Annotated in this window: 24 protein-coding genes; 14 read left to right on the top strand and 10 right to left on the bottom strand. The window is 63.2% G+C overall.

Annotated features, from left to right (window positions below; all coding sequences use genetic code 11):
• The first annotated feature begins 211 nt into the window (after positions 1-211).
• The 5 genes from BUA26_RS01680 (at position 212) to BUA26_RS01660 (ending at position 3,695) form a co-directional block, all read left to right on the top strand.
• A complete protein-coding gene (locus tag BUA26_RS01680) occupies positions 212-1,375 on the top strand; it encodes a GGDEF domain-containing protein (protein WP_255368126.1) in 1,164 nt (387 codons plus the stop codon).
• A 119-nt stretch (positions 1,376-1,494) separates the two neighbouring features.
• A complete protein-coding gene (locus BUA26_RS01675; RefSeq protein ID WP_072757326.1) occupies positions 1,495-1,761 on the top strand; it encodes a DksA/TraR family C4-type zinc finger protein in 267 nt (88 codons plus the stop codon).
• Positions 1,762-1,909: 148 nt separating this feature from the next.
• A complete protein-coding gene (locus BUA26_RS01670) occupies positions 1,910-2,575 on the top strand; it encodes a 2'-5' RNA ligase family protein (protein WP_255368125.1) in 666 nt (221 codons plus the stop codon).
• Between the two features lie 73 nt (positions 2,576-2,648).
• A complete protein-coding gene (locus tag BUA26_RS01665) occupies positions 2,649-2,993 on the top strand; it encodes a zinc ribbon domain-containing protein YjdM (RefSeq protein ID WP_072757308.1) in 345 nt (114 codons plus the stop codon).
• 177 nt (positions 2,994-3,170) lie between these two features.
• Positions 3,171-3,695 carry a hypothetical protein gene (locus BUA26_RS01660; protein WP_072757306.1) on the top strand — a complete coding sequence of 175 codons (525 nt, stop codon included), beginning with the start codon at positions 3,171-3,173 and terminating at the stop codon, positions 3,693-3,695.
• 95 nt (positions 3,696-3,790) lie between these two features.
• Here BUA26_RS01660 and BUA26_RS01655 read toward each other — a convergent pair whose 3' ends face one another.
• The 6 genes from BUA26_RS01655 to BUA26_RS01630 all read right to left on the bottom strand — a co-directional run bounded on the left by BUA26_RS01655 (position 3,791) and on the right by BUA26_RS01630 (position 10,036).
• Entirely contained in the window at positions 3,791-4,216 is a 426-nt protein-coding gene (locus BUA26_RS01655) for an organic hydroperoxide resistance protein (RefSeq protein WP_072757304.1), read from the bottom strand.
• 93 nt (positions 4,217-4,309) lie between these two features.
• On the bottom strand, positions 4,310-4,777 hold the full coding sequence (locus BUA26_RS01650) for a MarR family winged helix-turn-helix transcriptional regulator (RefSeq protein ID WP_072757302.1): 468 nt from the start codon (positions 4,775-4,777) through the stop codon (positions 4,310-4,312).
• A 122-nt stretch (positions 4,778-4,899) separates the two neighbouring features.
• Positions 4,900-5,265 (bottom strand): DUF5329 family protein, encoded by a 366-nt coding sequence (locus BUA26_RS01645; protein WP_255368124.1) that lies wholly within the window; start codon positions 5,263-5,265, stop codon positions 4,900-4,902.
• Between the two features lie 91 nt (positions 5,266-5,356).
• Positions 5,357-6,934: a phospholipase D family protein gene (locus BUA26_RS01640; RefSeq protein WP_343124217.1), complete on the bottom strand. Its 1,578-nt coding sequence runs from the start codon at positions 6,932-6,934 to the stop codon at positions 5,357-5,359.
• A gap of 232 nt (positions 6,935-7,166) precedes the next feature.
• Complete coding sequence (locus tag BUA26_RS01635; protein ID WP_072757298.1) at positions 7,167-7,703, bottom strand: lipocalin family protein; 537 nt, start codon at positions 7,701-7,703, stop codon at positions 7,167-7,169.
• A 323-nt stretch (positions 7,704-8,026) separates the two neighbouring features.
• Complete coding sequence (locus tag BUA26_RS01630) at positions 8,027-10,036, bottom strand: CocE/NonD family hydrolase (RefSeq protein WP_218587765.1); 2,010 nt, start codon at positions 10,034-10,036, stop codon at positions 8,027-8,029.
• A 269-nt stretch (positions 10,037-10,305) separates the two neighbouring features.
• Here BUA26_RS01630 and BUA26_RS01625 point away from each other — a divergent pair, with 269 nt between their 5' ends.
• Both BUA26_RS01625 and BUA26_RS01620 read left to right on the top strand, forming a co-directional pair.
• Complete coding sequence (locus tag BUA26_RS01625) at positions 10,306-11,232, top strand: ABC transporter ATP-binding protein (RefSeq protein ID WP_072757296.1); 927 nt, start codon at positions 10,306-10,308, stop codon at positions 11,230-11,232.
• Positions 11,229-11,990: an ABC transporter permease gene (locus BUA26_RS01620; RefSeq protein ID WP_072757294.1), complete on the top strand. Its 762-nt coding sequence runs from the start codon at positions 11,229-11,231 to the stop codon at positions 11,988-11,990. Before BUA26_RS01625 ends, BUA26_RS01620 begins: the two co-directional genes overlap by 4 nt.
• Positions 11,991-12,003: 13 nt before the next feature.
• Here BUA26_RS01620 and BUA26_RS01615 read toward each other — a convergent pair whose 3' ends face one another.
• Both BUA26_RS01615 and BUA26_RS01610 read right to left on the bottom strand, forming a co-directional pair.
• Positions 12,004-12,501, bottom strand: coding sequence for a hypothetical protein (locus tag BUA26_RS01615; protein WP_072757292.1), 498 nt, complete (start codon positions 12,499-12,501; stop codon positions 12,004-12,006).
• A gap of 175 nt (positions 12,502-12,676) precedes the next feature.
• Positions 12,677-13,366 (bottom strand): class I SAM-dependent methyltransferase, encoded by a 690-nt coding sequence (locus BUA26_RS01610; RefSeq protein ID WP_072757291.1) that lies wholly within the window; start codon positions 13,364-13,366, stop codon positions 12,677-12,679.
• Positions 13,367-13,600: 234 nt separating this feature from the next.
• Between BUA26_RS01610 and BUA26_RS01605 the strand changes: the two genes are divergently transcribed.
• Both BUA26_RS01605 and thpR read left to right on the top strand, forming a co-directional pair.
• Complete coding sequence (locus BUA26_RS01605; protein WP_072757290.1) at positions 13,601-14,461, top strand: DUF3014 domain-containing protein; 861 nt, start codon at positions 13,601-13,603, stop codon at positions 14,459-14,461.
• Positions 14,462-14,553: 92 nt separating this feature from the next.
• A complete protein-coding gene (thpR, locus tag BUA26_RS01600; RefSeq protein WP_072757289.1) occupies positions 14,554-15,165 on the top strand; it encodes an RNA 2',3'-cyclic phosphodiesterase in 612 nt (203 codons plus the stop codon).
• Between the two features lie 7 nt (positions 15,166-15,172).
• On the opposite strand, the gene BUA26_RS01595 is transcribed toward thpR, so the two are convergent.
• Together BUA26_RS01595 and BUA26_RS01590 are read right to left on the bottom strand one after the other, a co-directional pair.
• Positions 15,173-15,628 (bottom strand): cupin domain-containing protein, encoded by a 456-nt coding sequence (locus tag BUA26_RS01595; RefSeq protein ID WP_072757288.1) that lies wholly within the window; start codon positions 15,626-15,628, stop codon positions 15,173-15,175.
• A 50-nt stretch (positions 15,629-15,678) separates the two neighbouring features.
• Positions 15,679-16,287, bottom strand: a complete 609-nt coding sequence (locus BUA26_RS01590; RefSeq protein ID WP_143154140.1) for a TetR/AcrR family transcriptional regulator — start codon at positions 16,285-16,287, stop codon at positions 15,679-15,681.
• A gap of 94 nt (positions 16,288-16,381) precedes the next feature.
• Between BUA26_RS01590 and BUA26_RS01585 the strand changes: the two genes are divergently transcribed.
• The 5 genes from BUA26_RS01585 (at position 16,382) to BUA26_RS01565 (ending at position 21,344) form a co-directional block, all read left to right on the top strand.
• On the top strand, positions 16,382-17,503 hold the full coding sequence (locus tag BUA26_RS01585; protein ID WP_072757287.1) for an MBL fold metallo-hydrolase: 1,122 nt from the start codon (positions 16,382-16,384) through the stop codon (positions 17,501-17,503).
• A 229-nt stretch (positions 17,504-17,732) separates the two neighbouring features.
• Positions 17,733-19,046 carry an NfeD family protein gene (locus BUA26_RS01580; protein ID WP_255368227.1) on the top strand — a complete coding sequence of 438 codons (1,314 nt, stop codon included), beginning with the start codon at positions 17,733-17,735 and terminating at the stop codon, positions 19,044-19,046.
• A 63-nt stretch (positions 19,047-19,109) separates the two neighbouring features.
• A complete protein-coding gene (locus tag BUA26_RS01575) occupies positions 19,110-19,886 on the top strand; it encodes a slipin family protein (protein ID WP_072757285.1) in 777 nt (258 codons plus the stop codon).
• Between the two features lie 66 nt (positions 19,887-19,952).
• Positions 19,953-20,771, top strand: a complete 819-nt coding sequence (locus tag BUA26_RS01570; protein ID WP_072757284.1) for an SAM-dependent methyltransferase — start codon at positions 19,953-19,955, stop codon at positions 20,769-20,771.
• Between the two features lie 276 nt (positions 20,772-21,047).
• A complete protein-coding gene (locus BUA26_RS01565) occupies positions 21,048-21,344 on the top strand; it encodes a hypothetical protein (protein ID WP_072757283.1) in 297 nt (98 codons plus the stop codon).
• Position 21,345 lies beyond the last annotated feature (1 nt).

Below are 21,345 nucleotides of genomic sequence, written 5' to 3'. Positions count from 1 at the left end.
CCTGGTCCGGACCGGCCAGGCCACTTGCAGTAAGCTGTCGCGATTCAAAACGGCGGCGATGCGGTATTCGCCGGGATACGGCGACCGCCGTTTCGTCTTCCTGGTATCCAGTGGACAAACCCGGGCGTTTTCGAGAGCTATCCTCGACGCGTTGCCAGGTTCATCCGGCAGCGGGCAGAGCAGGCCGTTTCGGTGTCCCTGGATAAACGCGATGGGCATGCACTTCGATCTCTACACGCTTGGCGTCATTGGCGCAGCCATTGGCGTGGCGCTCTCGGTAAGCTTCACCTTGCTCGGGCTGGTGTTGCGTGGCCTGCCGGCGTTGCGCATCTGGGCCACCGCGTTCTGGGTGCTGACTGCCGCCGCGCTCGCCCAGGGGCTGAACGAAGAGCACAGCGTGCTATCGGCGATCGTGGGCAGCGGCATGATCGCGCTGGCCAATGCCTTGATGCTGATGGGTATCGCGGTGCACCTGCGCTACCCGCTTCGCTGGCGCTGGCCGCTGGCGGTGGTGGGTCTGTTCATCGCCAACCAGATCGGTTTCTACTTGTCCCCGCCGTCGCAGACGGTCGAGGCGCTGGTGTTCGGCGCGCACAGCGTGGTCTGGGATTTGTGGATGATCTGGGTGCTGCTGTGGCGCTCTCCGCGGGATATGCGCAATACCTGCAGCTTTACTGCCCTGATTTTCGCCATCGACATGGCTTTCTACATGTTACGTTCGGTGGTCGTGTTGTTTCCGGGTACGGTTGCGCACACGCAGCTTGCCGATCTGCTCACCACCTGGAATTACTTGTTCGGCATCCTGTGCACTTTTCTATTGAGCACCGGTTTCACGCTGATGCTTGCGGAACGGCTGACGCTGGATCTGCGCCACCTGGCGCGCACCGATGGTCTTACTGGCCTGCTCAATCGCAACGCGCTGTTCGAGATTGGTTCTGGTCTGGTCGATGCCTGTCGTGCACGCGGGCAAGCCTGCTGCGTGCTGATGTTCGACCTGGACAACTTCAAGACAATCAACGACAGCTGGGGCCACGTGGCGGGCGATGTGGTGCTCAATCATTTTGTAGGGGTGATCCGCAGAACGGGCCTACCTCGCGGCACTCTTTTTTCGCGCTACGGTGGCGAGGAGTTCGTGCTGGTGCTGCCGGCGATCGATTCTCCACAGGCGGCTGGACTGGCCGAGCGCATGCGTGCCGAAGTGGAGGCACAACCGGCCACGTTCGATACACATGTCATCAGCCTCACCACTAGCGTCGGCATCGCCGGCGGGGTCGACGCCAGTTTCGAGGCACTGATCGGCACCGCCGATGGGGCGTTGTATCGGGCCAAGCGCCAGGGGCGCAACCGGGTCGAGTGGGTGGCGACGGCCGGCTGACCGGTGAGTAAACCAGGCGGTCGCGTGTGCCCTTGTTGGCGCGGTGTACGGCTGGGCACGGTGGATATTCGGGGCCGATGCCCACACATCGAACTGACCTGAGATTTTCGGAGATTGCCATGGCAACGGGTTGGGCGGGCGATGGAGCCGTGCAGGACCAGATCGACGCCACGATCGATGATGCGGTGCAGCGCGCTCGTCAGCAACTGCACAAAGGTCCCGGCCTGATGCGCTGCGAGGAATGCGATGCGTCGATTCCGGCGGCGCGGCGCAAGGCCGTGCCGGGCGTGCGCTTATGCGTAGCCTGCCAGGAGGCGCATGACGAAGAGAGTCGCAGTGCGGGCCTCTACAATCGCCGCGGCAGCAAGGACAGCCAGCTGCGCTGAACAATGTTGCGGCGGGAATCCTGCACGAGGATTCTTTTCGTCCCAACGACGGGCATGGTGCCGCGAACTGTTGTGTAATGGTCAGCGGTAGCCTGGCGAGGAGTATCGTGGGGGACGTGTAACCTGTCGCTACCCTGATGTCATGGAGATGCAGGCCATTTCGACTTCACCGAGCCAATCCGAACTTGCGCCAGGCATCAACTACTTCTTTGCCGTGATGCCGGACGACATCGCGAGGTCCGAGATCGTCGCCGTGGGTGAGCGTTTCCGCAAGTCGCACCGGGTCAGCGGCTCGTCGGTCGGCATCGACAGCCTGCATCTTTCGCTGTGCCCGATGGGCAAGCCCGAGCGGCAGCGGCAACCCCTGGAAAGTGCCTTGCTGGCTGCAGCCGGCGAGGTGCGCGCCAACGGCTTCGTCGCCTCGCTGGATTCGGCGATGCGCTTCAGCGCCAGGGACGGTCAGTTCCCGTTCGTGCTGTGCGCGGACACAGCCACCACCGAGTCGGCATTGCAGTTGCGCAAGGCGATTGCCGCTGCGCAATCCCACGTCGGGCTGCAGGTAAGCGGAGTCTCCAGTTTCCTGCCACATGTGACCCTGCTGCAGGGTCATGCGGTCGACGCGATCGAGGAATCGATCGCGTCTATTCACTGGCATGTGCATGAGTTTGTGCTGATCCGCAGTTTCTTCGGCCAGTCCAAGAACGAAGTGATCGGGCGCTGGCCGCTGGCGATCGCGCCCGAGCCCGAGGTGCATGATCTGCTTGCGGAAATGGCCAGCATGCCCGAGCTGCCCGACCTGCTTGACGAGGAATAGCGGACCGCGCAGCGCAACATCCGAGTACAGGACCGTATACTCGCGCCCTGATTGAACTGCCCAGGATCGAGCTATGCCCCAGATTCCCGCTTGCCCATTGTGCGCCATGGAAAACATCTATCCGGATGGCGACAACCACGTCTGTGCCGACTGCGGCCATGAATGGCCGATCGCGGCAGGCGCGGATGCGACCGACGCCGGCATGGTCGTGCGGGACGTCAACGGCAACGTCCTCAACAGCGGTGACACGGTGACGGTGATCAAGGACCTGAAGGTGAAGGGTTCTTCGATTCCGCTGAAGCAGGGCAGTGTGATCCGCAATATCCGCCTGGTCGACGGCGACGACGAACATATCGAAGGCAACTCGGACAAGATCAAAGGTCTGGTTTTGAAGGTCTGCTATCTGAAAAAAGCTTGACAATGGTTGGGCTGTCATAGGCTCCGACTGCCGTCGCGGCGCCGATCCGAATGAACCCTGTCGTCGAACTTGTTCGTGATGCGGCGTGCTGCGTTGCAATAATGAGAATGATTGTCATTGTTGTTTCAGGGCGACCCGGCTAGCATTCGCGGAACTTCCCTGCCGCATACAAGCCTTATGTCGTTGTCCCATCATTTCCTGCGAACTACCCGCACCGTCCATCTCTATCTCGGCATATTCACCGCACCGATGCTGCTGTTCTTCGCGATTACCGGCGGGTTGCAGAGCTTCGGCCTGCACGAAGGCAGCCGTGGCAGCAGCTACGCACCGCCGGCGTGGCTGGCCAGCATGGCGCAATTGCACAAGAAGCAGACCACGGTGATGCCGGTGCGACGGCCGCGCCCGCCGGAAGTGCAGGTCGCTGCGTCGAATCCGGACGCCGCGGCAGCGAAGCCGTCGGTAGATGCCCCCATCGAGGCGCGTGCAACAACATCAGCGAATCAGCCGGCGGAGCGCGCCGATGCGAAGCCGAAGAAGAACCTGCTGCCGATGAAGATTTTCTTCGGCCTGGTGTCGTTGGGTCTGCTCACTTCGGTGTTGAGCGGTCTGTACATGGCCTGGCGCTACAGCCGTAAACCCCGGCTTTTCGGCACGGTCCTGTTCGCCGGGATCAGCGTGCCGCTGCTGCTCCTGTTGTTCTAGGGACGCTCTGCCGCCGGTCGCGGGACGAAGACGGGCCTTTCCGGGTCGCCGTCTTCGTCTCGCTGTGTCGTCGCCCAGTCGAGCACGACGGAACCTCAGACGATGGTCAGCGTGACGTCGATGTTGTTGCGGGTGGCGTTGGAGTACGGGCACACGATGTGCGCTTTCTGCACCAGCGCCTCGGCGTCGGCGCGCGGCAAGCCGGGAATCGAGATGCTCAGCTCGACCTCGATGCCGAAGCCGGTTGCGATCGGGCCGATGCCGACCTGACCGGTCACCTGCGTATCGGCAGGCAATGGCAGCTTCTGCTGAGCCGCCACGAACTTCATCGCGCCGAGGAAGCAGGCCGAGTAGCCGGCGGCGAACAACTGCTCCGGATTGGTGCCTTCGCCACCCGCGCCTCCGAGCTCCTTCGGCGTGGTCAGCTTGACGTCGAGCACGTTGTCGGACGAGGTGGCGCGACCGTCGCGGCCGCCGGTGGCGGTGGCTTTGGAGCGGTACAGAACTTTTTCGATGGACATGGGATATCTCCTGACAGAGTGGTTGGGTTGCTGCTAATTTATAGCTAGCTATTTAATAGCACGCTATTTTAATGGGTGAAAAAACCGGGCCGTTCAGACCCCATCGGACAACTTGCTGCGTAGATCCTGCAATTCGCTTTTCAGGTGCTTCAGTTCGCTGGGCGTGCATTGGGTGGCACAGAACACCGACTCCTGCACCTTGCCGGCCTTGGCCTGCAAGGCCTTGCCGCGGGCAGTCAAGCTGATGACGACATGCCGCTCATCCTCGCGCGAGCGCAGCCGTGCCACCATCCCGGCGGCTTCCAGGCGCTTGAGCAGCGGCGTCAGCGTGGCTGAGTCGAGAAACAACCGAGCACCGATCTCCGACACGCTCTGGCTCTCGTCCTGCCACAACACCATCATCACCAGATACTGCGGATAGGTGAGGCCAAGCGGCTTGAGCAGCTTGCGATACACCTTGTTCATCGCCAGGCCGGCCGAGTACAGAGCGAAGCACAGTTGCGCGTCCAGCTTCGGCGTGGACGCCGCGATGACCGATGGGGAGGGGCGGGAGCTGCTCATGGCTGCGGATATTAAATAGCGCACTATGCAATTGCAAGCTATTTTTTTGAATGCCTTTGGCCGGTGGCCTGGGAGCTCAGCGAATCAAGCGGTGGTCCAGGCACAAGGCTCGTTTCCGCATATCAGTGAACAGGCGGAATCAGGGCATGATCCTCATGGCCTATCTCGTACTCGGCCAGCTTGCCCAGCAGGAAAGTCGCCGAATCGACGACGCGTCCATCCCGAAACCGGATCGTATACTTGATTCCAGATATCGACGAGCCGGTGCCGCAATACGTGATGAAGTCTTCAGCCGTCTTCACGCGGCTGCCGGCAAAGCGCAGTTTCAGACGCATATGGTCGGCAGCATGCTTCGCGTCGTATTCGGTGCCGTTGCGGATAAAGGTCGCGCCCTGCAACGTGGCCACCGAGTCGATCAGGTAGGCGATCTTCTGCTGTTCGGCATCCTGCTGGGCGAATGCCGGCAGAGCCAGCAAGGCGAACAGCATCGTTATCGCGATCATCCTATGCATGGGTTCGCTCCGCTGCCGGCGGTGATATGCCAACGGTATTGTGCCGAGTGGTTATTGCACATGCTGCTCAGAGCATGCCATCTATCGGCATGAGCCTCAGCGTGTCCACTTCCAGCCGGCGTTTCATGCTGGCCTTGGGCTCATGGTGATAGGTCACCAGCTTGCCGTTTTCGCTGTCCTGCCATTGCATGTGCCCGCCGTGCGGTGCACTCAGCGTCACGTGGTAGGAGCTGTTCGGTTGAGTGGCGGTGTCGAAGAAATTCGTTACCGCCGCGGCTAGCGCGGGGCAGTCGACGATGATGCCCATCTCGGTGTTGAGCAGTTTCGAGCGCTGGTCCATGTTCATCGAACCGATGAAGACCAGCTTTCCGTCGACCACGATCGCCTTGGCGTGCAGGCTGACGCCGGAGGACGTGCCTTTTGAGGTTGCCGGCTGTTCCACGCCGGCTGCGGGGCGCAGTTCATACAGTTGCACGCCGCCTTCGAGCAGAGTGCGGCGGTAGCGCGAATAGCCCGCGTGCACGGCAGCCTCGTCGGTGGAGGCCAGTGAATTGGTCAGCACTTTTACCTTTACGCCGCGGCCTGTCAGGTCGGTGAGATAGCGCGTGCCCTCATCGCCAGGGATGAAATAGGGCGAGATCAGACGTACGTCCTGCTGCGCCTGGTCGATCATCGCCCTGATCTGCGGGCCGATGCGCAGCGCACGTATTTCGTCCTTGTCGGCATCGATCTTTTCCGGTTGGTCGGCGACCAGCGTGGCCGGGCCCCAGAACCATGCGCCGGGACGGTCGCCGGAAGGGCCGTTGGGTAGCTTGTCCAGCGTCGCCTGCGCGTAATCGGTCTGCGCGAACGCACGTGCATCGCGGCGAAGGTCCAATCGCAGTTGCGCCAGATCGTAGTGGCTGGCGTGTTTGCCTTTGAAAGCCTGGACCGGATAGACGGCGTCGCAATTCCAGTATTCGTCGAAGGCATGCGAGGCTTGCTTCACCACCGGACCGATCGCGATCAGATCGAGGTCGCGGAAATTGGTGTCGTTGCCGGCATCGAAATAGGCATCGCCGATATTGCGCCCGCCGATGATTGCCACATTGCCGTCCACGATGTACGACTTGTTGTGCATGCGCCGGTTGAGCCGGTGTGCGTCGAGCATGAACTGCGTGGTCTTGGAGAGGAACGACGGCTTGCGTGTGTGGAACGGATTGAACAGGCGCACCTCGATGTTCGGGTGCGCGTCCAGCGCGTCCATCATGTCGACCGCGCTCGCCGAGTTGATGTCGTCCAGCAGCAGACGTACCCGCACCCCGCGATCCGCTGCAGCCAGCAGACGCTGCGCCATCAGCCGGCCGGTCGCGTCGTTATTGAAGATGTAGTACTGCAGGTCGATCGAATGCTCTGCGTGGTCGGCCAGCACCACGCGGCTCATCAACGCGTTGTTGCTGAGCGTCAGCAGACGGAAGCCGGATTGGTCTTGGTGTTGATTAGCCTCGGCATGGATGTAGCGTCCGCTCGGTGTGGTGGTAGCCGGGGGCAACGCCTTCGATGGCTGCTTGACGTAGTCGGTGCGCAGCGTGGTGCAGGCGCCCAATACCAGCACGGCCACCGCCAGGGTGGCGATGACGCCCATACGTCGCGCGATCGCTTTCACGTCTTCTTCCTTCTCTCGAAACGGGATCCAGAACGGCCGCCGCGTCATGCGTGCGACGCTTTCTGAAGACGCAAGCACCATGACGCTGGCCCGATAGTGGAATCCGGATTCGGGCACGCTGGCACTGTGGTCCTGGGGTTGTGAACGCGGCGCGAGAACCCCGACCATTCTCAATCGACGGACAGCGCGCGTACAGGCTGGTGGCCCTCACGCCGCCGATCGGGCAGCTCAGTCAATTCAACGGCGCCATCATCATCAGCCTGTCGACCGCGTAGCCGCGCTGCCGTGCCCGCTGCTTGAGGGCGTCGAACAGCTGGTGCGGCATTTCGGGCTGGCGCGAGAGTATCCACAGATATTTGCGGCTGGGACTGCCAACCACAGCCCAACGGTAGCCGGCATCCACCTCGATCACCCAGTATTCGGCCCACACCTGCGGTAGCCACGTCAGCCACGCTGGCGCGAAACGTACATTGATCACGGCGGGTTGGCCTGGCGTGATCATTGCCACGCCGTCGACGCTTTTCATGCCGTCGGCGGTACGGCAGGTGTTGTGCACGTGGATACTGTCATCGGGGTTTGGCGTGTAGGTGGCGATGACGGCATCCAGACACTTGCGCTGGAAGTACATCGGAAGATGCGCGATTTCGTACCACCGGCCGCTATAACGCTGAAGATCGAGTGCGCGCACTGGCTGGTTGGGCAGCATGGTGCCCATCGCGCCAGGCCAGGCGGTGGCCATCAGTACTGCTATCAGCAGTATGCGCAGCATGCGGTTCTCCTTGAGGGCTGGATCAGCGTATCGGTGCGGCCACCGAGGTGGTGAACCGACCAGATGCAAGGGTGAGTGCCGCCCGCGTGGAATATGGTTCAAACGCTCCCGTCACGAGCCAGGCGGCATCTGCGACACGACCATGAAGTCGGTGTCGCCGCTGAGTGATTTCAGCTGCGGCTACAGGAACTCGTCCAACTGTGGTGACAGTTGCGCAATCCCCGTGGAGAACCTCGAAACCTGTGATTTGGACCGTCATCCCAGCGAAAGCTGGGATGACGAGCGGTAGCGTATGCGCCTTGCGGCTGGCCCGGTCGTGGCCATCACTCCGATTTGCCGACGCTCACATCGATCGGCTTGCCGCCGCCGGGCACCACGGTGATGGTGATCTTCGATGGGTATTGGGTATCGTGGTGCACGCTGTTGTGCGCGATCACGCCTTTCACCTCGTCGTAGTTGTTGCCGCCGGTGTTCAGGTTGCGGTCGAAGCGTGGGAAATTGCTGCTGGAAATTGCCAGACGCAGCTTATGGCCGGGGTAGAAGTAGTTGCTGGTGTCGATCGGCTGGAATGTCACTTTGTAGACCTTGTCCGGCGACATCCAGGCGAGCGGTTTGTCATAGCCGTCGCGATAGCGCATGCGCTGGATATTCTCGGTGAGGTTGTAGGCCTTGCCGTCGGGATGGACGTCCATCACCTTGAAGGTGAAGTCGGTGTCCTTGGCGCTGGACGATACGTACAGCGTGACCGTGATGGGGCCGCTGACCTCGGTGCCCTGCTTGAAGGGTTCGGTGTCGTACACCAGGACGTCGTTGCGGGTTTCCTGTTCGCGCTGATCGTACGAGCCGAACTTCACCGCGCTGCCCTGGCAACAACCGCCGCCGCCGAAGGTAGGCACCGGGTTGGCCGGGTCGTAGACGAACTGGTCGGGATGGTCTTCCGCGTCGGGCTTGCTGGCGAGTGCGCCGTCGCCATAGAGCGTATTGGCCTTGCCCGCGCTGCTGAAATAGAAGTCCTCGGTGGTGGCACCGGCTGGTGGCCAGGTCGGCGACTGCTTCCACCGGTTCTCCCCCATGACGTAGTACATCACCTTGGGTTGCTTTTCGAGGATGCCGTTGTCCTTGCCCTTGAGGAAATGGTCGAACCAATCGTAGACCAGGCTTTTGTAGTCAAAGCGGGCGTCGCCCATGTCGAGGTCGCCGACCATGGTGTTCTTGCTGGCGCGCGTATAGGCGCAATGCAGCACCGGCGCGATCACCGCGTACTGCTGGTCGGCGACGGCCTTGGGCGCGGTGCGGCGCACTTCGTTGAAGGCGGCCAGGTTGGGCGAAACCGACACGTCGAACCAGCTCATGAACCAGAGGCCGGGCTTGCGCACCTTCAGCCCATCGTTCCACAGACCGCCCTTGTACCAGGCCGGGTCATTCGGCGTGCGCGCGATCATGTTGCCGCCGGTGGCTACCGGCATGCGCGTCTCGAAGATGCCGGGCGGGCCGCCGACCGCCTTGATGATGTCCTGCTCGGGCAGATGCCAGAACGCCTTGTCCCAGTCGACCGGGGGCATCTGCGGCGCCAGGTCGAAAAAGCGCGAGGCGCGGACCAGGTCGGCTTGCGGAGTGTCGGGCGGGAACATCGGGCGCACCTGGTTCTGGATGCCGTAGTCGTAGATCCAGGAAATGAACAGCATCTGCACCGCGCCGCCGCGATACCAGTTGCCCTGCTCGTAGTAGGGTCCGACGCGGCCGATACCGGCGCCGAAGCCCTGCACGTTGAAAGTGGTCAGCGCGGGATCGTTCTGCGCCACTACCGCAAGCTGCCACTCCGCCGTCGACGAGCAGCCAGTGGTACCGACCTTTCCGTTGGACCACGGCTGCGACGACATCCACTTGATCTCGTCGGAGCCGTCGCTGAGCGGCATGCCGAGAATGTCGTAATTGCCCTGCGAGAAGAAATGCCCGCGCTCGTTCATCACCACGTAGGCGTAGCCGCGTTTCACCGCTTCGAGTTCGCGGCTCATGTCGCGCGGCGCGCCGAGCTTCACGTCCCAGTAGTTGAAGTTGTAAGGCGTGCGTTCGAAAATCACCGGCACTTTGGCGGTCGCATCCTTCGGACGATAGATGTCAGCGGCCATCAGCTTGCCGTCGCGCATCTTCACCATCACCTTGCGGTCGATCACGGCAATCTGTTCGAGCTGCTTCTCGATGTCGTTGCGTTTGGCGATCAGCTCCGCCTGTGGGTCCGCACGCTGGGCGGCGGAGGGCGCGCAAAAGAGCAGCGAGAGACTGAAAGACGCGGCCATGCCGACGAATGTGGAGCGCAGATGCGTGGGTCGCATGCGAAATCCCCTTGGCGTGATCCTTCGATTATGCGGCCCGTGCGGGCAGGGTGGAACGTGACTATGTGCACAGTCCGCGGCGAGAAGCGACTGGATGACGAATCTACGGTGGCCGTCGGCGTGTCGATCCAACGGTTTCCCGTTCGTCGCCATGTCAGGAGCCGCATGCTGCGACCTTGCACAGGACGCCCCTGGCACCATGAGGTGGCCGCGAAGCGGCACAGGGCATACCATCGGCGTTTCGCATTTCGCCCGATCGAGGAATTCACGTGCCGCCGATCATTTCAGTCAAGCAACTCAGCAAGACCTACGCATCCGGCTTTCATGCGCTCAAGCACATCGACCTGGACATCCATCAAGGCGAGATCTTCGCGTTGCTGGGCCCGAATGGCGCTGGCAAGACCACGCTGATCAGCATCATTTGCGGCATCGTCAATCCGAGTGAGGGTACGGTGCTGGCCGATGGCCATGACGTGGTGCGCGACTATCGCTCGGCGCGCTCGAAAATCGGCCTGGTGCCGCAGGAGCTGACCACCGACGCGTTCGAGACGGTGTGGAATACGGTCAGCTTCAGTCGCGGCCTGTTCGGCAAGAGTGCGAACCCGGCGCATGTCGAGAAGGTGCTGAAGGAATTGTCGTTGTGGAACAAGAAGGACAGCCGGCTGATGACCTTGTCCGGCGGCATGAAGCGGCGTGTGATGATCGCCAAGGCGCTGTCGCACGAGCCGCAGATCCTGTTTCTGGACGAACCCACCGCCGGCGTCGACGTGGAGCTGCGCCGCGACATGTGGGCGATGGTGCGTGCGCTGCGCGACACCGGCGTCACCATTATCCTGACCACGCATTACATCGACGAGGCCGAGGAAATGGCCGACCGCATCGGCGTGATCAACAAGGGTGAGCTGATCCTGGTAGAGAACAAGGCCGAGCTGATGAACAAGCTGGGCCGCAAGCAGCTGGCCCTGCAACTGCAGAATCCGCTGCAAGGCATTCCCGCCGCGCTGTCCGATTACCCGCTGGAGTTGTCGGCCGATGGCCAGCAATTGGTATATACGTTCGACGCGCAGAGCGAGCACACCGGCATCGACGCGTTGCTGCGCCGGCTCGGCGAGGCGGGCATCGACTTCAAGGATCTCAAGACCAGCCAGAGCTCGCTGGAGGATATTTTCGTGGACCTGGTGAGGGAGCGTGCATGAACATCTACGCGATCCGCGCGATCTATCTGTTCGAAATGGCACGCACATGGCGCACGCTGCTGCAGAGCATCGTTTCGCCGGTGATCTCCACCTCGCTGTACTTCGTGGTGTTCGGTGCGGCGATCGGCGCGCACATGACCGCGATCGACGGAGTCAGCTACGGTGCTTACATCGTGCCGGGGCTGGTGATGTTGTCGCTGTTGACGCAGAGCATCTCGAACGCCTCGTTCGGCATCTACTTTCCGAAATTCGTGGGCACGATCTACGAGATCCTTTCGGCACCGGTGTCCGCTTTCGAAATCGTAGCCGGCTATGTGGGCGCGGCGGCGAGCAAGTCGATCATCCTCGGCCTGATCATCCTGATCACCGCGCGGCTGTTCGTCACGTTCGAGATCGCGCATCCGCTGTGGATGCTGACCTTCCTCGTGCTCACCGCGCTGACCTTCAGCCTGTTCGGTTTCATCATCGGCATCTGGGCGGACAACTTCGAGAAACTGCAACTGGTACCGCTGCTGATCGTGACGCCGCTGACCTTCCTTGGCGGCAGCTTCTACTCGATCCACATGCTGCCGCCGTTCTGGCAGAAGGTGACTTTGTTCAACCCGGTGGTGTACCTGATCAGCGGTTTCCGCTGGAGCTTCTACGGCGTGTCCGATGTCAGCCTCAGCATCAGCGTGGGCATGACTCTGGTCTTTCTCAGCGCCTGCCTCACGCTGGTGTGGTGGATATTCCGCAGCGGCTATCGACTCAAGACATGAGCCATCTCTGGCCCTAGGTCAGCACGGTGTGCGCGTGGAATGGCAGCAGCACGGCGCCGGTGCGCGCGACCGCGGGCTCGGCTACGGCAAGCTGTTCCTTGTTGGCGTCGATCACCACCAGGATGCGGCCGGCGGCGATTTCATCCTTGAACTTGCGGCTGACCACGTCGGGTACGTCGAAGCCGACCAGTTCGCCGATCCAGCTGCCGAACACGGCTCCCGCCACGGTGATCGCCGCGGCGCCGGCAAAGGTCACGCCCAGCGGCGGTATGGCGACGGCGATGAGCCCCAGCAGCAGGCCAGTGCCACCGCCGCAGGCGCCGCCGCGCAGCGCAGCGGGATAGAAATCGTTGCGTCCCTGCATCAGGTGATCGGGGATTCTTTCCAGCTCGATGTCCTCGCGGGCAACCAGCGAGATATCGCCATCGTCGATGCCGGCTTTCTGCGCTGCGGCCATGGCGAGTCGCGCAGCGGTCAGGTCGGATGTGCTGAAGACGCATCGGGTTTTCATGAGGGCTCTCTCCGTGTTCCGGCCGGTCATCGGTCGCGCGGGAGAGCGGGTCGGTTCGGGTGTGCCGCGCGGGCGCAGACCGGCGATGTCTGATTTTTGTCGCAGCCGTGTCACTGGCATGTGACCGTTTTGTTATCGAAGAGATGCTGGTCCGGCATCGGCAGGCCGCTGCCGTTCAGTGGGCTCGCGTCGGCAAGCCATTCGCCATCACGTCGCCGCGGCGGTAGCTCAGCAGGCGGCCGCGGAACGGCGCGACATCGGCCGCATCGAAGCGGCTGCGCAGTTCGACGACGGTGAAACCCTGGTCGGCGAGCGCGCGGGTGAACGGTGCGCTGTTGCCGCGGCCGGGATCGGTGATCAACACCTCGGCGTCGGGCAGGGCGTGACGCCGCACCATGGCGGCGAGCAGATCGGCGTGCCCGCTCTCGTACAGGATGTCGCTGCCGATGATCAGGTCGAAGCGGCCCAGTACGGCATCGGGTATTTCCCAGCGCAGGTCGCAATAGCCGATCGCCGCCAGCTGGTTCTGCGCGGCGTTGTGGCGCAGGAACGGTTCGGCAAGCGGATGGTGGTCACTGGCGGTGATGTCGGCGTGGCGCTGCTGCAGCACCAGGCTGGACAGGCCCAGGCCGCAGCCGAGTTCGAGGATGCGCTTGCCGACAATGTCATGCGTCGACATCGCCTCGGCCAGCACGCGGCCTGCCGGCCACACTTGCCCGAACAGGCTCCACAGCGCCGAGGATATGCCGATGCGATCGGCCAGCTGATGCGGGTCGGCAAACTGTTGCAGATCGCTCAGTGCGCGGATGTGGTAGTCGTGACCGCCAAGGCGGACCACGAGCTCGCGAGTGGTATAGCCCGGCATGGGCACTCCCGTGAGGGCAACGTCCCGGCAAACACTAGCGAGATGAAGCGTGAGTGGGAGCGAGACGGCGATGACCGTCGAAACGCTGAAGAGGAGCGCAAGCACGACCATCCTAGCTGTAATGCCTGCATGGCGTCGTCGCGCTGGTTCGGTGGGCGGGAAAGCCTTGCCGGATGAACGAATCATGCGTGGACAAGTCAAAGACCACGTTCAGGCACAGAGGCAGGAAAGATCGTGAGAAGACGTACATCGGTGGGCAGCTGGATCGGAGCGGTGATCGTGGTGCTGGGGATTCTGCTGGCAGGCGGGTATCTGGCACGCAAGGCCATGCATTTGAATGAGCCCCAGATTGCGGTCGCGCCACCGGCTTCGACCGCTTCGACCTCGACTCCCGCCAGCGCCGCCAGCGCGCCGATCCAGCACCCGATAGAACAGGCGCAAGCGGAGCCGGCGACCGCCTCGACCGCGGCGCTGCCGGCGCTGGGTGACAGCGATGCCGATGCGGCGTCGGCACTCACCAGGCTGGCCGGCGGCGACACGCTGACGTCACTGCTGGTGCGCCAGCAGATCATCGCGCGCATTGTGGCCACCATCGATGCGCTGCCGCGCCGTGGGTTGAGTACCTACATGCTTCCGGTACATACGCCGAAAGGCGCGTTGAGTACGGACGACAGTGGCGGAACCATGGTACTCGGCGCAAAAAATGCGGGGCGCTACGCGCCATACATGAAGATCATCGAAGCCGCCGACCCACAGGCCGTGGTGGCCTGGTACGTGCGCGCGTATCCATTGTTCCAGGAGGCTTATCGGCAACTGGGCTATCCGAAGGGCTACTTCAACGATCGGCTGATCGTGGTGATCGACGACCTGCTGACCGCGCCGGAACCGGCGCAACCACCTGCACTGGCGCGCTCCAGGACTTATTACGTCTACACCGATCCCGCATTGGAATCATTGTCGGCCGGGCAGAAGCTGCTGCTCCGCGTAGGCCCCGCCAACGAGGCGACGATCAAGGACAAGCTGCGCGCGATCCGTACGGCTCTGGTCGGTCAGCATCTGCGTGCCATGCCGGAGCCGGCCGGTACGGCCGGATAAGCTCGCATGCAGTAGGCAGCCCGCCTTTCCTGCGAGTAATGGTTGTGAGGAAAGAGTGGTCACCCATGGGCTGCGGACTGCATCATAAACAGATGGCCATTCGACAAACCCCGACCGACATCCCGCAGCTCGATCTGCTTGGCGACGCGCAGGCTAGGCCCGCCGAAGTCCATCGCCTGTTCCTCGCGCTGATTCCCGATGAGTCCGTGCGTGCTCGCCTCACCGCGGTGGCTGACGCGCTCCGGTTCCAGTGCCCCGAGCTGCGCGCCCGCTGGATCGATCCGGCCCGTTATCACGCCACGCTGCATTTCCTGGGCGATCACGCGATGCTGCGCCCGGATATCGTCGCCGCCGCAAAAGCAGCGGTGGACAGCATCCGCATGGCGCCTTTCGAGTGGCTGCTGGATCACGCGGCGGGTTTCCGTGGACGCCAGCCGCCGTGTGTATTGCGCTGTTCGGTGGTTCCCGAGCCGCTGCAACAGTTGTGGCAGGAGCTGCGTCGCGCGCTATTGCTGAGCGGACAGGGCAGGCAGCTGGAACGGACATTTACGCCGCATGTCACGCTGGCCTACAGCCGAGGCGTGCTGCTGCAGCCCATGGCGATCGAGCCCGTGTCATGGCGGGTGGAGGACATCGCGCTGATCCACGGCGTCGTTGGCCAGCCGCAGCAGCAGGTGCTGGGGCGCTGGCCGTTGCAGGATTGACCGGCGTCTACGGGTATTTCGTGCCGTCCTTGTGCGTGAAACCGCCGTCCCCTCGGGTCAGGTGCAGGTCGATGTCGGGGTAGCTGCAGGTATCGTCGTCGTGACGGCTGCCGATTTCGAGATAGACGGCCATCGTGTCGCTGCGGTTGATCAGGTGGTGGCCGTCCGCGACATTGGCGGGAAAGGCCGCGCAATCGCCACTGCGCAGCCATTGCTCGCCAGCGTCGGTGATCAAGGTCAGCTCACCCGACAGTACATAGACAAATTCATCCTCGCGCGAATGCCAGTGGCGCTGGCTCGACCATGCGCCCGGCGGCAGGTGCGTGAGGTTGACGCCGAAATCGGTCAGCCCGCCAGCCTGGCCGAGCGCCTGCTTGACGCGTTCGCCGACGCACTGCCCGAACGGCGCCGGATAACCCGAGCCCTTGCGCTGGGCTACGGAAGTCGCGTCGATCTTGGGCATGTCTGTCTCCAATGGACCGTTATGGATAGATCGACCGCAGGGGATCTGTTTCAGTGTGCGCCGGCGTTCCCCAGCCGGCTCATCAAGGTGAGGCAGGCTTCGTCGATGACGCGTTTCTGCATGGCCTTGTCCGGCGGCGGTTGCCACGCGATCACCGAATGCCAATAAATGGACGATTTCAGCATCGCCACGAACGTATCGGCGATGGTGCGGGGATCGAGCTTGCCCAGCTTGCCGGCCCTGCCGGCTTCACTGAACCAGCGGAACAGGCCGTGTTCCTTCTCGCCGAATTGCTCCATCAAGGTTCGGCTGCGTTGTTCCGAGCGCATGCATTCGACCATCAGCACGCGGCTCAGCCGGATGAAGTCGGGATCGCAGATCAGCTGCATTTCCTGCCCGGCGATCTCCTGCAATTGCTCGGCGAAGTCGCGCTTTTTGTCGAAGTGCAGTTTGCCCAGCGGCGCGACACGCTCGATCAGCAACAACAGTACCGCCTCGAACACGGCCTCTTTGGACGGGAAATGTTTGTACAGCGTGCGCTTGGAAACCTCGGCGCGGGTGGCGATGGATTCCATGCTGGCGCCAGCAAGCCCCTGTTCGGCGAGTTCGGCGATGCCGGCGTCGAGCATGGCGTTGCGCTTGTTGAGGCTGCGGTTCACGAGCAATTCCTGAAAAGTATACGGATTAGTTTACTTTCTTTGCGTTCCGACATAAAGTACACGACATCGTTTACTTGTTGACGGAGTCTTCGTGATGGTAACCAGCTTGATCATTGCTGCGCTTGGCCTGGTCTTCGCCGCATGGCGCGTGCGGATGTATCGCGCACCGGTGGATGCCGGCCACGCCGGCGCGGTTGCATGGCGCGGCGGTCGTTTCCGCAATGTGGCCGATACCCGCGCCGGCAGTCTGCGTGCCGTGATGCGCGAGTTCTGGATCAACCGCGGCATCCGGCGCAAGCCGCGTACGGCATTGCCGGTGACGCCCGTGCGTGCCGATGTACTGAGCGGCCCAGCCTCGCAGGCACTCCGGGTGACCTGGCTGGGCCACTCCACTACGTTGATCGAGATCGACGGTCTGCGCCTGCTCACCGACCCGGTATTGAGCGAACGCGCCTCGCCGCTGCCGTTCGCGGGGCCGAAGCGTTTCACGCCGCCGGCGTTGACGGTGGCGCAGCTGCCCCGGATCGACGCGGTACTACTCTCGCACGACCACTTCGATCATCTGGATCGCGACACCATCCGCGCGCTGGCCGGCAAGGTCGAACGTTTCTACGCGCCGCTAGGTGTGGGCAAGCGGCTGATCGCCTGGGGCCTGGATGCGGCTCGTGTGGTGGAGCTGGACTGGTGGCAGCAAGCGAGTTTCGGCCCGCTGACCTTGGTCGCCACGCCGGCCCAGCATTTCTCTGGTCGCGGGCTGCGTGACGGCAACTCCACGCTGTGGGCATCCTGGTGCGTGCTCGGCGCAGGCGAGCGCCTGTTCTTCAGTGGCGACACCGGCATGCACGAGGGCTTTGCGCAGATCGGCGAGCGCCACGGGCCGTTCGATCTCACCTTGATCGAATGCGGCGCGTACAACGAATTGTGGCCGGACGTGCACATGCAGCCGGAGCAGTCGATCGCCGCGCATCAACTGGTGCGCGGGGGAACGATGATGCCGGTGCACTGGGGTACGTTCGATCTGGCCATGCATCGCTGGGACGAGCCGGCCGAGCGCATCCGCGCGCTGGCGGCGGAGCAGGGCGTTCGGCTGGTGCAGCCGCGCCCGGGCGAAACGGTAGCTCCCGATTCCGTTCTGCAATCGGCTTGGTGGCGTGCGTTCGAAGTCGATGCCGTCCTCGATCACCCGACCCGCATCGGGCAGGAGCACGCCGCCTAACCCGGCCGTGGCCGCGTGCCGCTGGGACGTATCGGAAGCGGCCGGCCAAGGTGGCGTTCTTCACGCGCTGAACGACGGTGCCGGACCCGCACCCCGGTAGCGACGAATGATCGGTTTGTATACATCGTCCGCGCTACGATGGCGGCGTCGACATTGATGTCGCCGGGAGTTCGATGTGATGACACGTTGGTCCTGGTTGGGCGGGTTGGCGATTTTCTGCATGGCCTCGATGCAGCTGGCCGCGGCCCCGCCGCCTGCGCCTGCCGGTCCCGCGGTGACCCACGCCATGGTGGCGCAGATCGCGCTGGATGGCCCGATCGGGCCGGCGGCGGCGGAATACTTCGACGACGCCTCGCAGCGTGCGCTGGACGACGGCGCCGTGGCGATCGTACTGCGGCTGGACACGCCCGGCGGCCTGGCCGATTCGATGCGGCAGATCATCACCAGCATGCTGGCGTGCAAGCTGCCGGTGCTGGTCTACGTCGCGCCAGATGGCGCGCGTGCGGCCTCGGCCGGCACCTACATTCTGTATGCCGGGCAGATTGCCGCGATGGCGCCGGCCACGCATCTGGGCGCGGCGACGCCGATCCAGCTGGGTGGCACCACGCCGATGCCGGCTGCCGCCAGCTCCGCGCTGAAAGACAAACCGGCCGAAGGCGACGATGCCGAGTCGCACAAGGCGCTGAACGATTCGATTGCCTATATCCGCTCGCTGGCTCAGTTGCGCGGGCGCAACGCGCCTTGGGCCGAACAGGCGGTACGCGGTGCGGCCACGTTGACCGCCAGCGAAGCAGCACAGCAACACGTGATCGACTTCGTGGCCACCGACGTTGCCGATCTGCTGGCCCAGGCGGACGGCCGTCAGGTGCAGGTGGGCGATCGCAGCGTCATGCTGCTGCTCAAGAGCGCAAGCGTGCGTAACTACGCACCGGGTGCCCGTACACGTTTCCTGGCCGTCATCACCAACCCCACCATCGCCTACCTGTTGCTGCTGGCCGGCATGTTCGGCCTGGTGATGGAAGCGATGCATCCTGGCGCGATGTTGCCGGGCATCGTCGGCGGCATCTGCCTGCTGGTCGGACTGTACGCGCTGCAACTGCTGCCGGTGAACTACGCGGGGCTGGCGTTGATGGCGCTCGGCGTCGGCCTGCTGGTGGCCGAGGCGGTCAATCCCACGGTAGGTGCGCTGGGCGCCGGTGGCGTGGTCTCGTTCGTGATCGGTTCGGTGATGCTGATGAAGGCGGATGTGCCGGGCTATGGCGTCAATCTCGGCGTCATCGGCGGTCTTGCCTTCGGCGCGGCCACCTTGTTGGCGCTGATCGTCTGGCTGGTCTTGCGTTCGCGGCGAGCTCGTCAGTTCAACGACGTCGCGATGGCGGCGGAGTCAGGCGAGCTGCTAGAACCGGTGAGCGCCGGTGGCGAGGCCTGGGTGATGCTGCATGGCGAGCGCTGGCGCGTGCGCTGCGACAGCGCCTTGCCGGCCGGCGCACAGGTGCGCGTGGTGCGCCGGCAGGGTTTGTTGCTGTGGGTTGTGCCGGCGTGATGGTGGGCATGGTTTGCAAGGGAATGGTTTTGGCAATCTCACCGATTTACAGGAGATAGCGTCATGTTCGGATTCGTCGGAGTGCTCGTCGTTCTTGGTGCGTTGCTGCTGTTCTCCGCGGTCAAGATCCTGCCGGAGTACCAGCGTGGCGTGGTGCTGACGCTGGGCCGCTACACCGGCACCAGGGGGCCGGGTCTGGTGCTGCTGATCCCCGCCGTGCAGCGGATGATACGGGTCGACCTGCGAGTGACCGTGATGGACGTGCCGCCGCAGGACGTGATCTCGCGCGACAACGTCTCCGTGCGGGTCAATGCGGTGGTGTATTTCCGCGTGGTGGAACCCGACAAGTCCGTGCTGCAGGTGGAGAATTTCCTGCAGGCCACCAGCCAGCTGGCGCAGACACGGCTGCGTTCGGTGCTGGGCCAGCATGAGCTGGACGAGATCCTGTCGCAGCGCGATTCGATCAACCACACCTTGCAGGCCATCCTCGACGAGGCCACCGACCCGTGGGGCATCAAGGTCGCCAACGTCGAGATCAAGGATGTCGACCTCAACGAAACGATGGTGCGCGCGATCGCCCGCCAGGCCGAGGCCGAGCGCGAGCGCCGCGCCAAGGTGATCCACGCCGAGGGCGAGATGCAAGCCGCCGAGAAGCTGCGCGACGCCGCCGCGATGCTGTCGCAGCAGCCGCAGGCACTGCAACTGCGTTACCTGCAGACGCTGGCCGACATGTCCAACAACGGCAAGTCCTCGACCATCGTGTTCCCGCTGCCGCTGGATCTGATCCGGCCGTTGATGGAGGCGTTTCCGTCAAAGCCGGACCCGGCGTCGACCCGCTGAGCTGGCGCAACCGCCCAAGGCAAGTGAATAATGCCGTTCACTTCTTTGCGCAGACGGGCAAGCCACATGGATGCAACACGTACACCCGGAAGCCTGGTCTGTGTAGGTCTGGGCATGACCCTGGGCTCGCATATCAGCCCGCTGGCACGCAGCCATATCGAGCAGGCGGACGTGGTGTTCGCCGGCCTCTCCGACGGCATCGTCGAGTTGTGGCTGAACAAGATGCACACGGATGTGCGCAGCCTGCAGCCGTACTACCGCGAGGGCAAGTCACGCATGCAGACGTACCGGCAGATGGTCGATGCCATCCTGACCGAGGTGCGCGCGGGCAAGCGGGTGTGTGGGGTGTTCTACGGTCATCCCGGCGTGTTCGCCTGGGCGCCGCACAAGTCCATCGAGATCGCCCGCAGCGAGGGTTATCCCGCGCACATGGAACCGGGCATTTCGGCCGAGGATTGCCTGTATGCGGACCTGGGCATCGATCCGGGCCGGTTCGGCTGCCAGCACTTCGAGGCCAGCCAGCTGCTGTTCTACCAGCGCCGGATCGATCCAACGGCCTACCTGGTGTTGTGGCAGGTGGGTCTGGTCGGCGATCAGTCGCTGGCCCGCTTCTCGACCGGTCCGGCCTACAAGCAGGTGCTGGTCGACGTGTTGGCGCGCGATTACCCGCTGGATCACGAGCTGATCATCTATCGCAGCGCCACCTTGCCGATCCAGCAGCCACGCATCGAGCGGGTAAGGCTGGGCGACCTGCCGCAGGCGAAGGTCGAGATGGCGGATACGGTGGTGGTACCGCCGGCCCGCCCGCTGCAACCGGATACCGAGATCCGCGCCCGGCTTGCCGCGCTGGATATTGCGACAGCCGGCGAGGCCGGCGTCGCCTAGATCGGCGTCGCACCGCCGTCTTCGGGCAATGGCGCCTTCCGGCCCAAAACAGGCATAGAATTGGTGGCGGGCCTGCCAAACGGGGACATGGGGCAAGCCTTTCAGCTGATCAGTAATTTTCGTGCCAATCACGATCGCGAGGGCGTTCGTCAATCCTCGTGGGGTTCGTACCTCGCGTTGATATTTTAAAGGGTGGGACTCTGTCGAAACGTTTTGGTCGGAGTGCCGACCATCGCGGTGCGTCATTGAAATTTTTTACAGTCAGGGGGAATACATATGTCGGACGTTATCGATTTTCTGGAAAGGATGGGGCAGGACGCGCAGTTGCGGCATGGATCGCAGGAAGAAGTGGAACTGGCGTTAGCCAGCGCCGAGATTGCTCCGGAGTTGCAGGCGGCTATTGTCGCCAAGGATCAAGCTCAGCTGGAGGGGTTGATGGGACAAACGCCTCTCTGCGCTGTTTATTTCCCGGGACAAGAGGACGAGGAACAGGAAGACGAGACTGAGGAAACGCCCTCCCGCGAGCCGGGAGAGAGTCCCGAGCTTCGTCGGGCTGTGGTCCCGGCAGGCTAGT

The sequence above is a fragment of the Rhodanobacter sp. OK091 genome (assembly GCF_900142825.1).
GTDB lineage: Bacteria > Pseudomonadota > Gammaproteobacteria > Xanthomonadales > Rhodanobacteraceae > Rhodanobacter.
The sequence above is the reverse complement of the archived record's forward strand: the minus strand, read 5'-3'. Positions and strand labels throughout refer to the sequence as shown.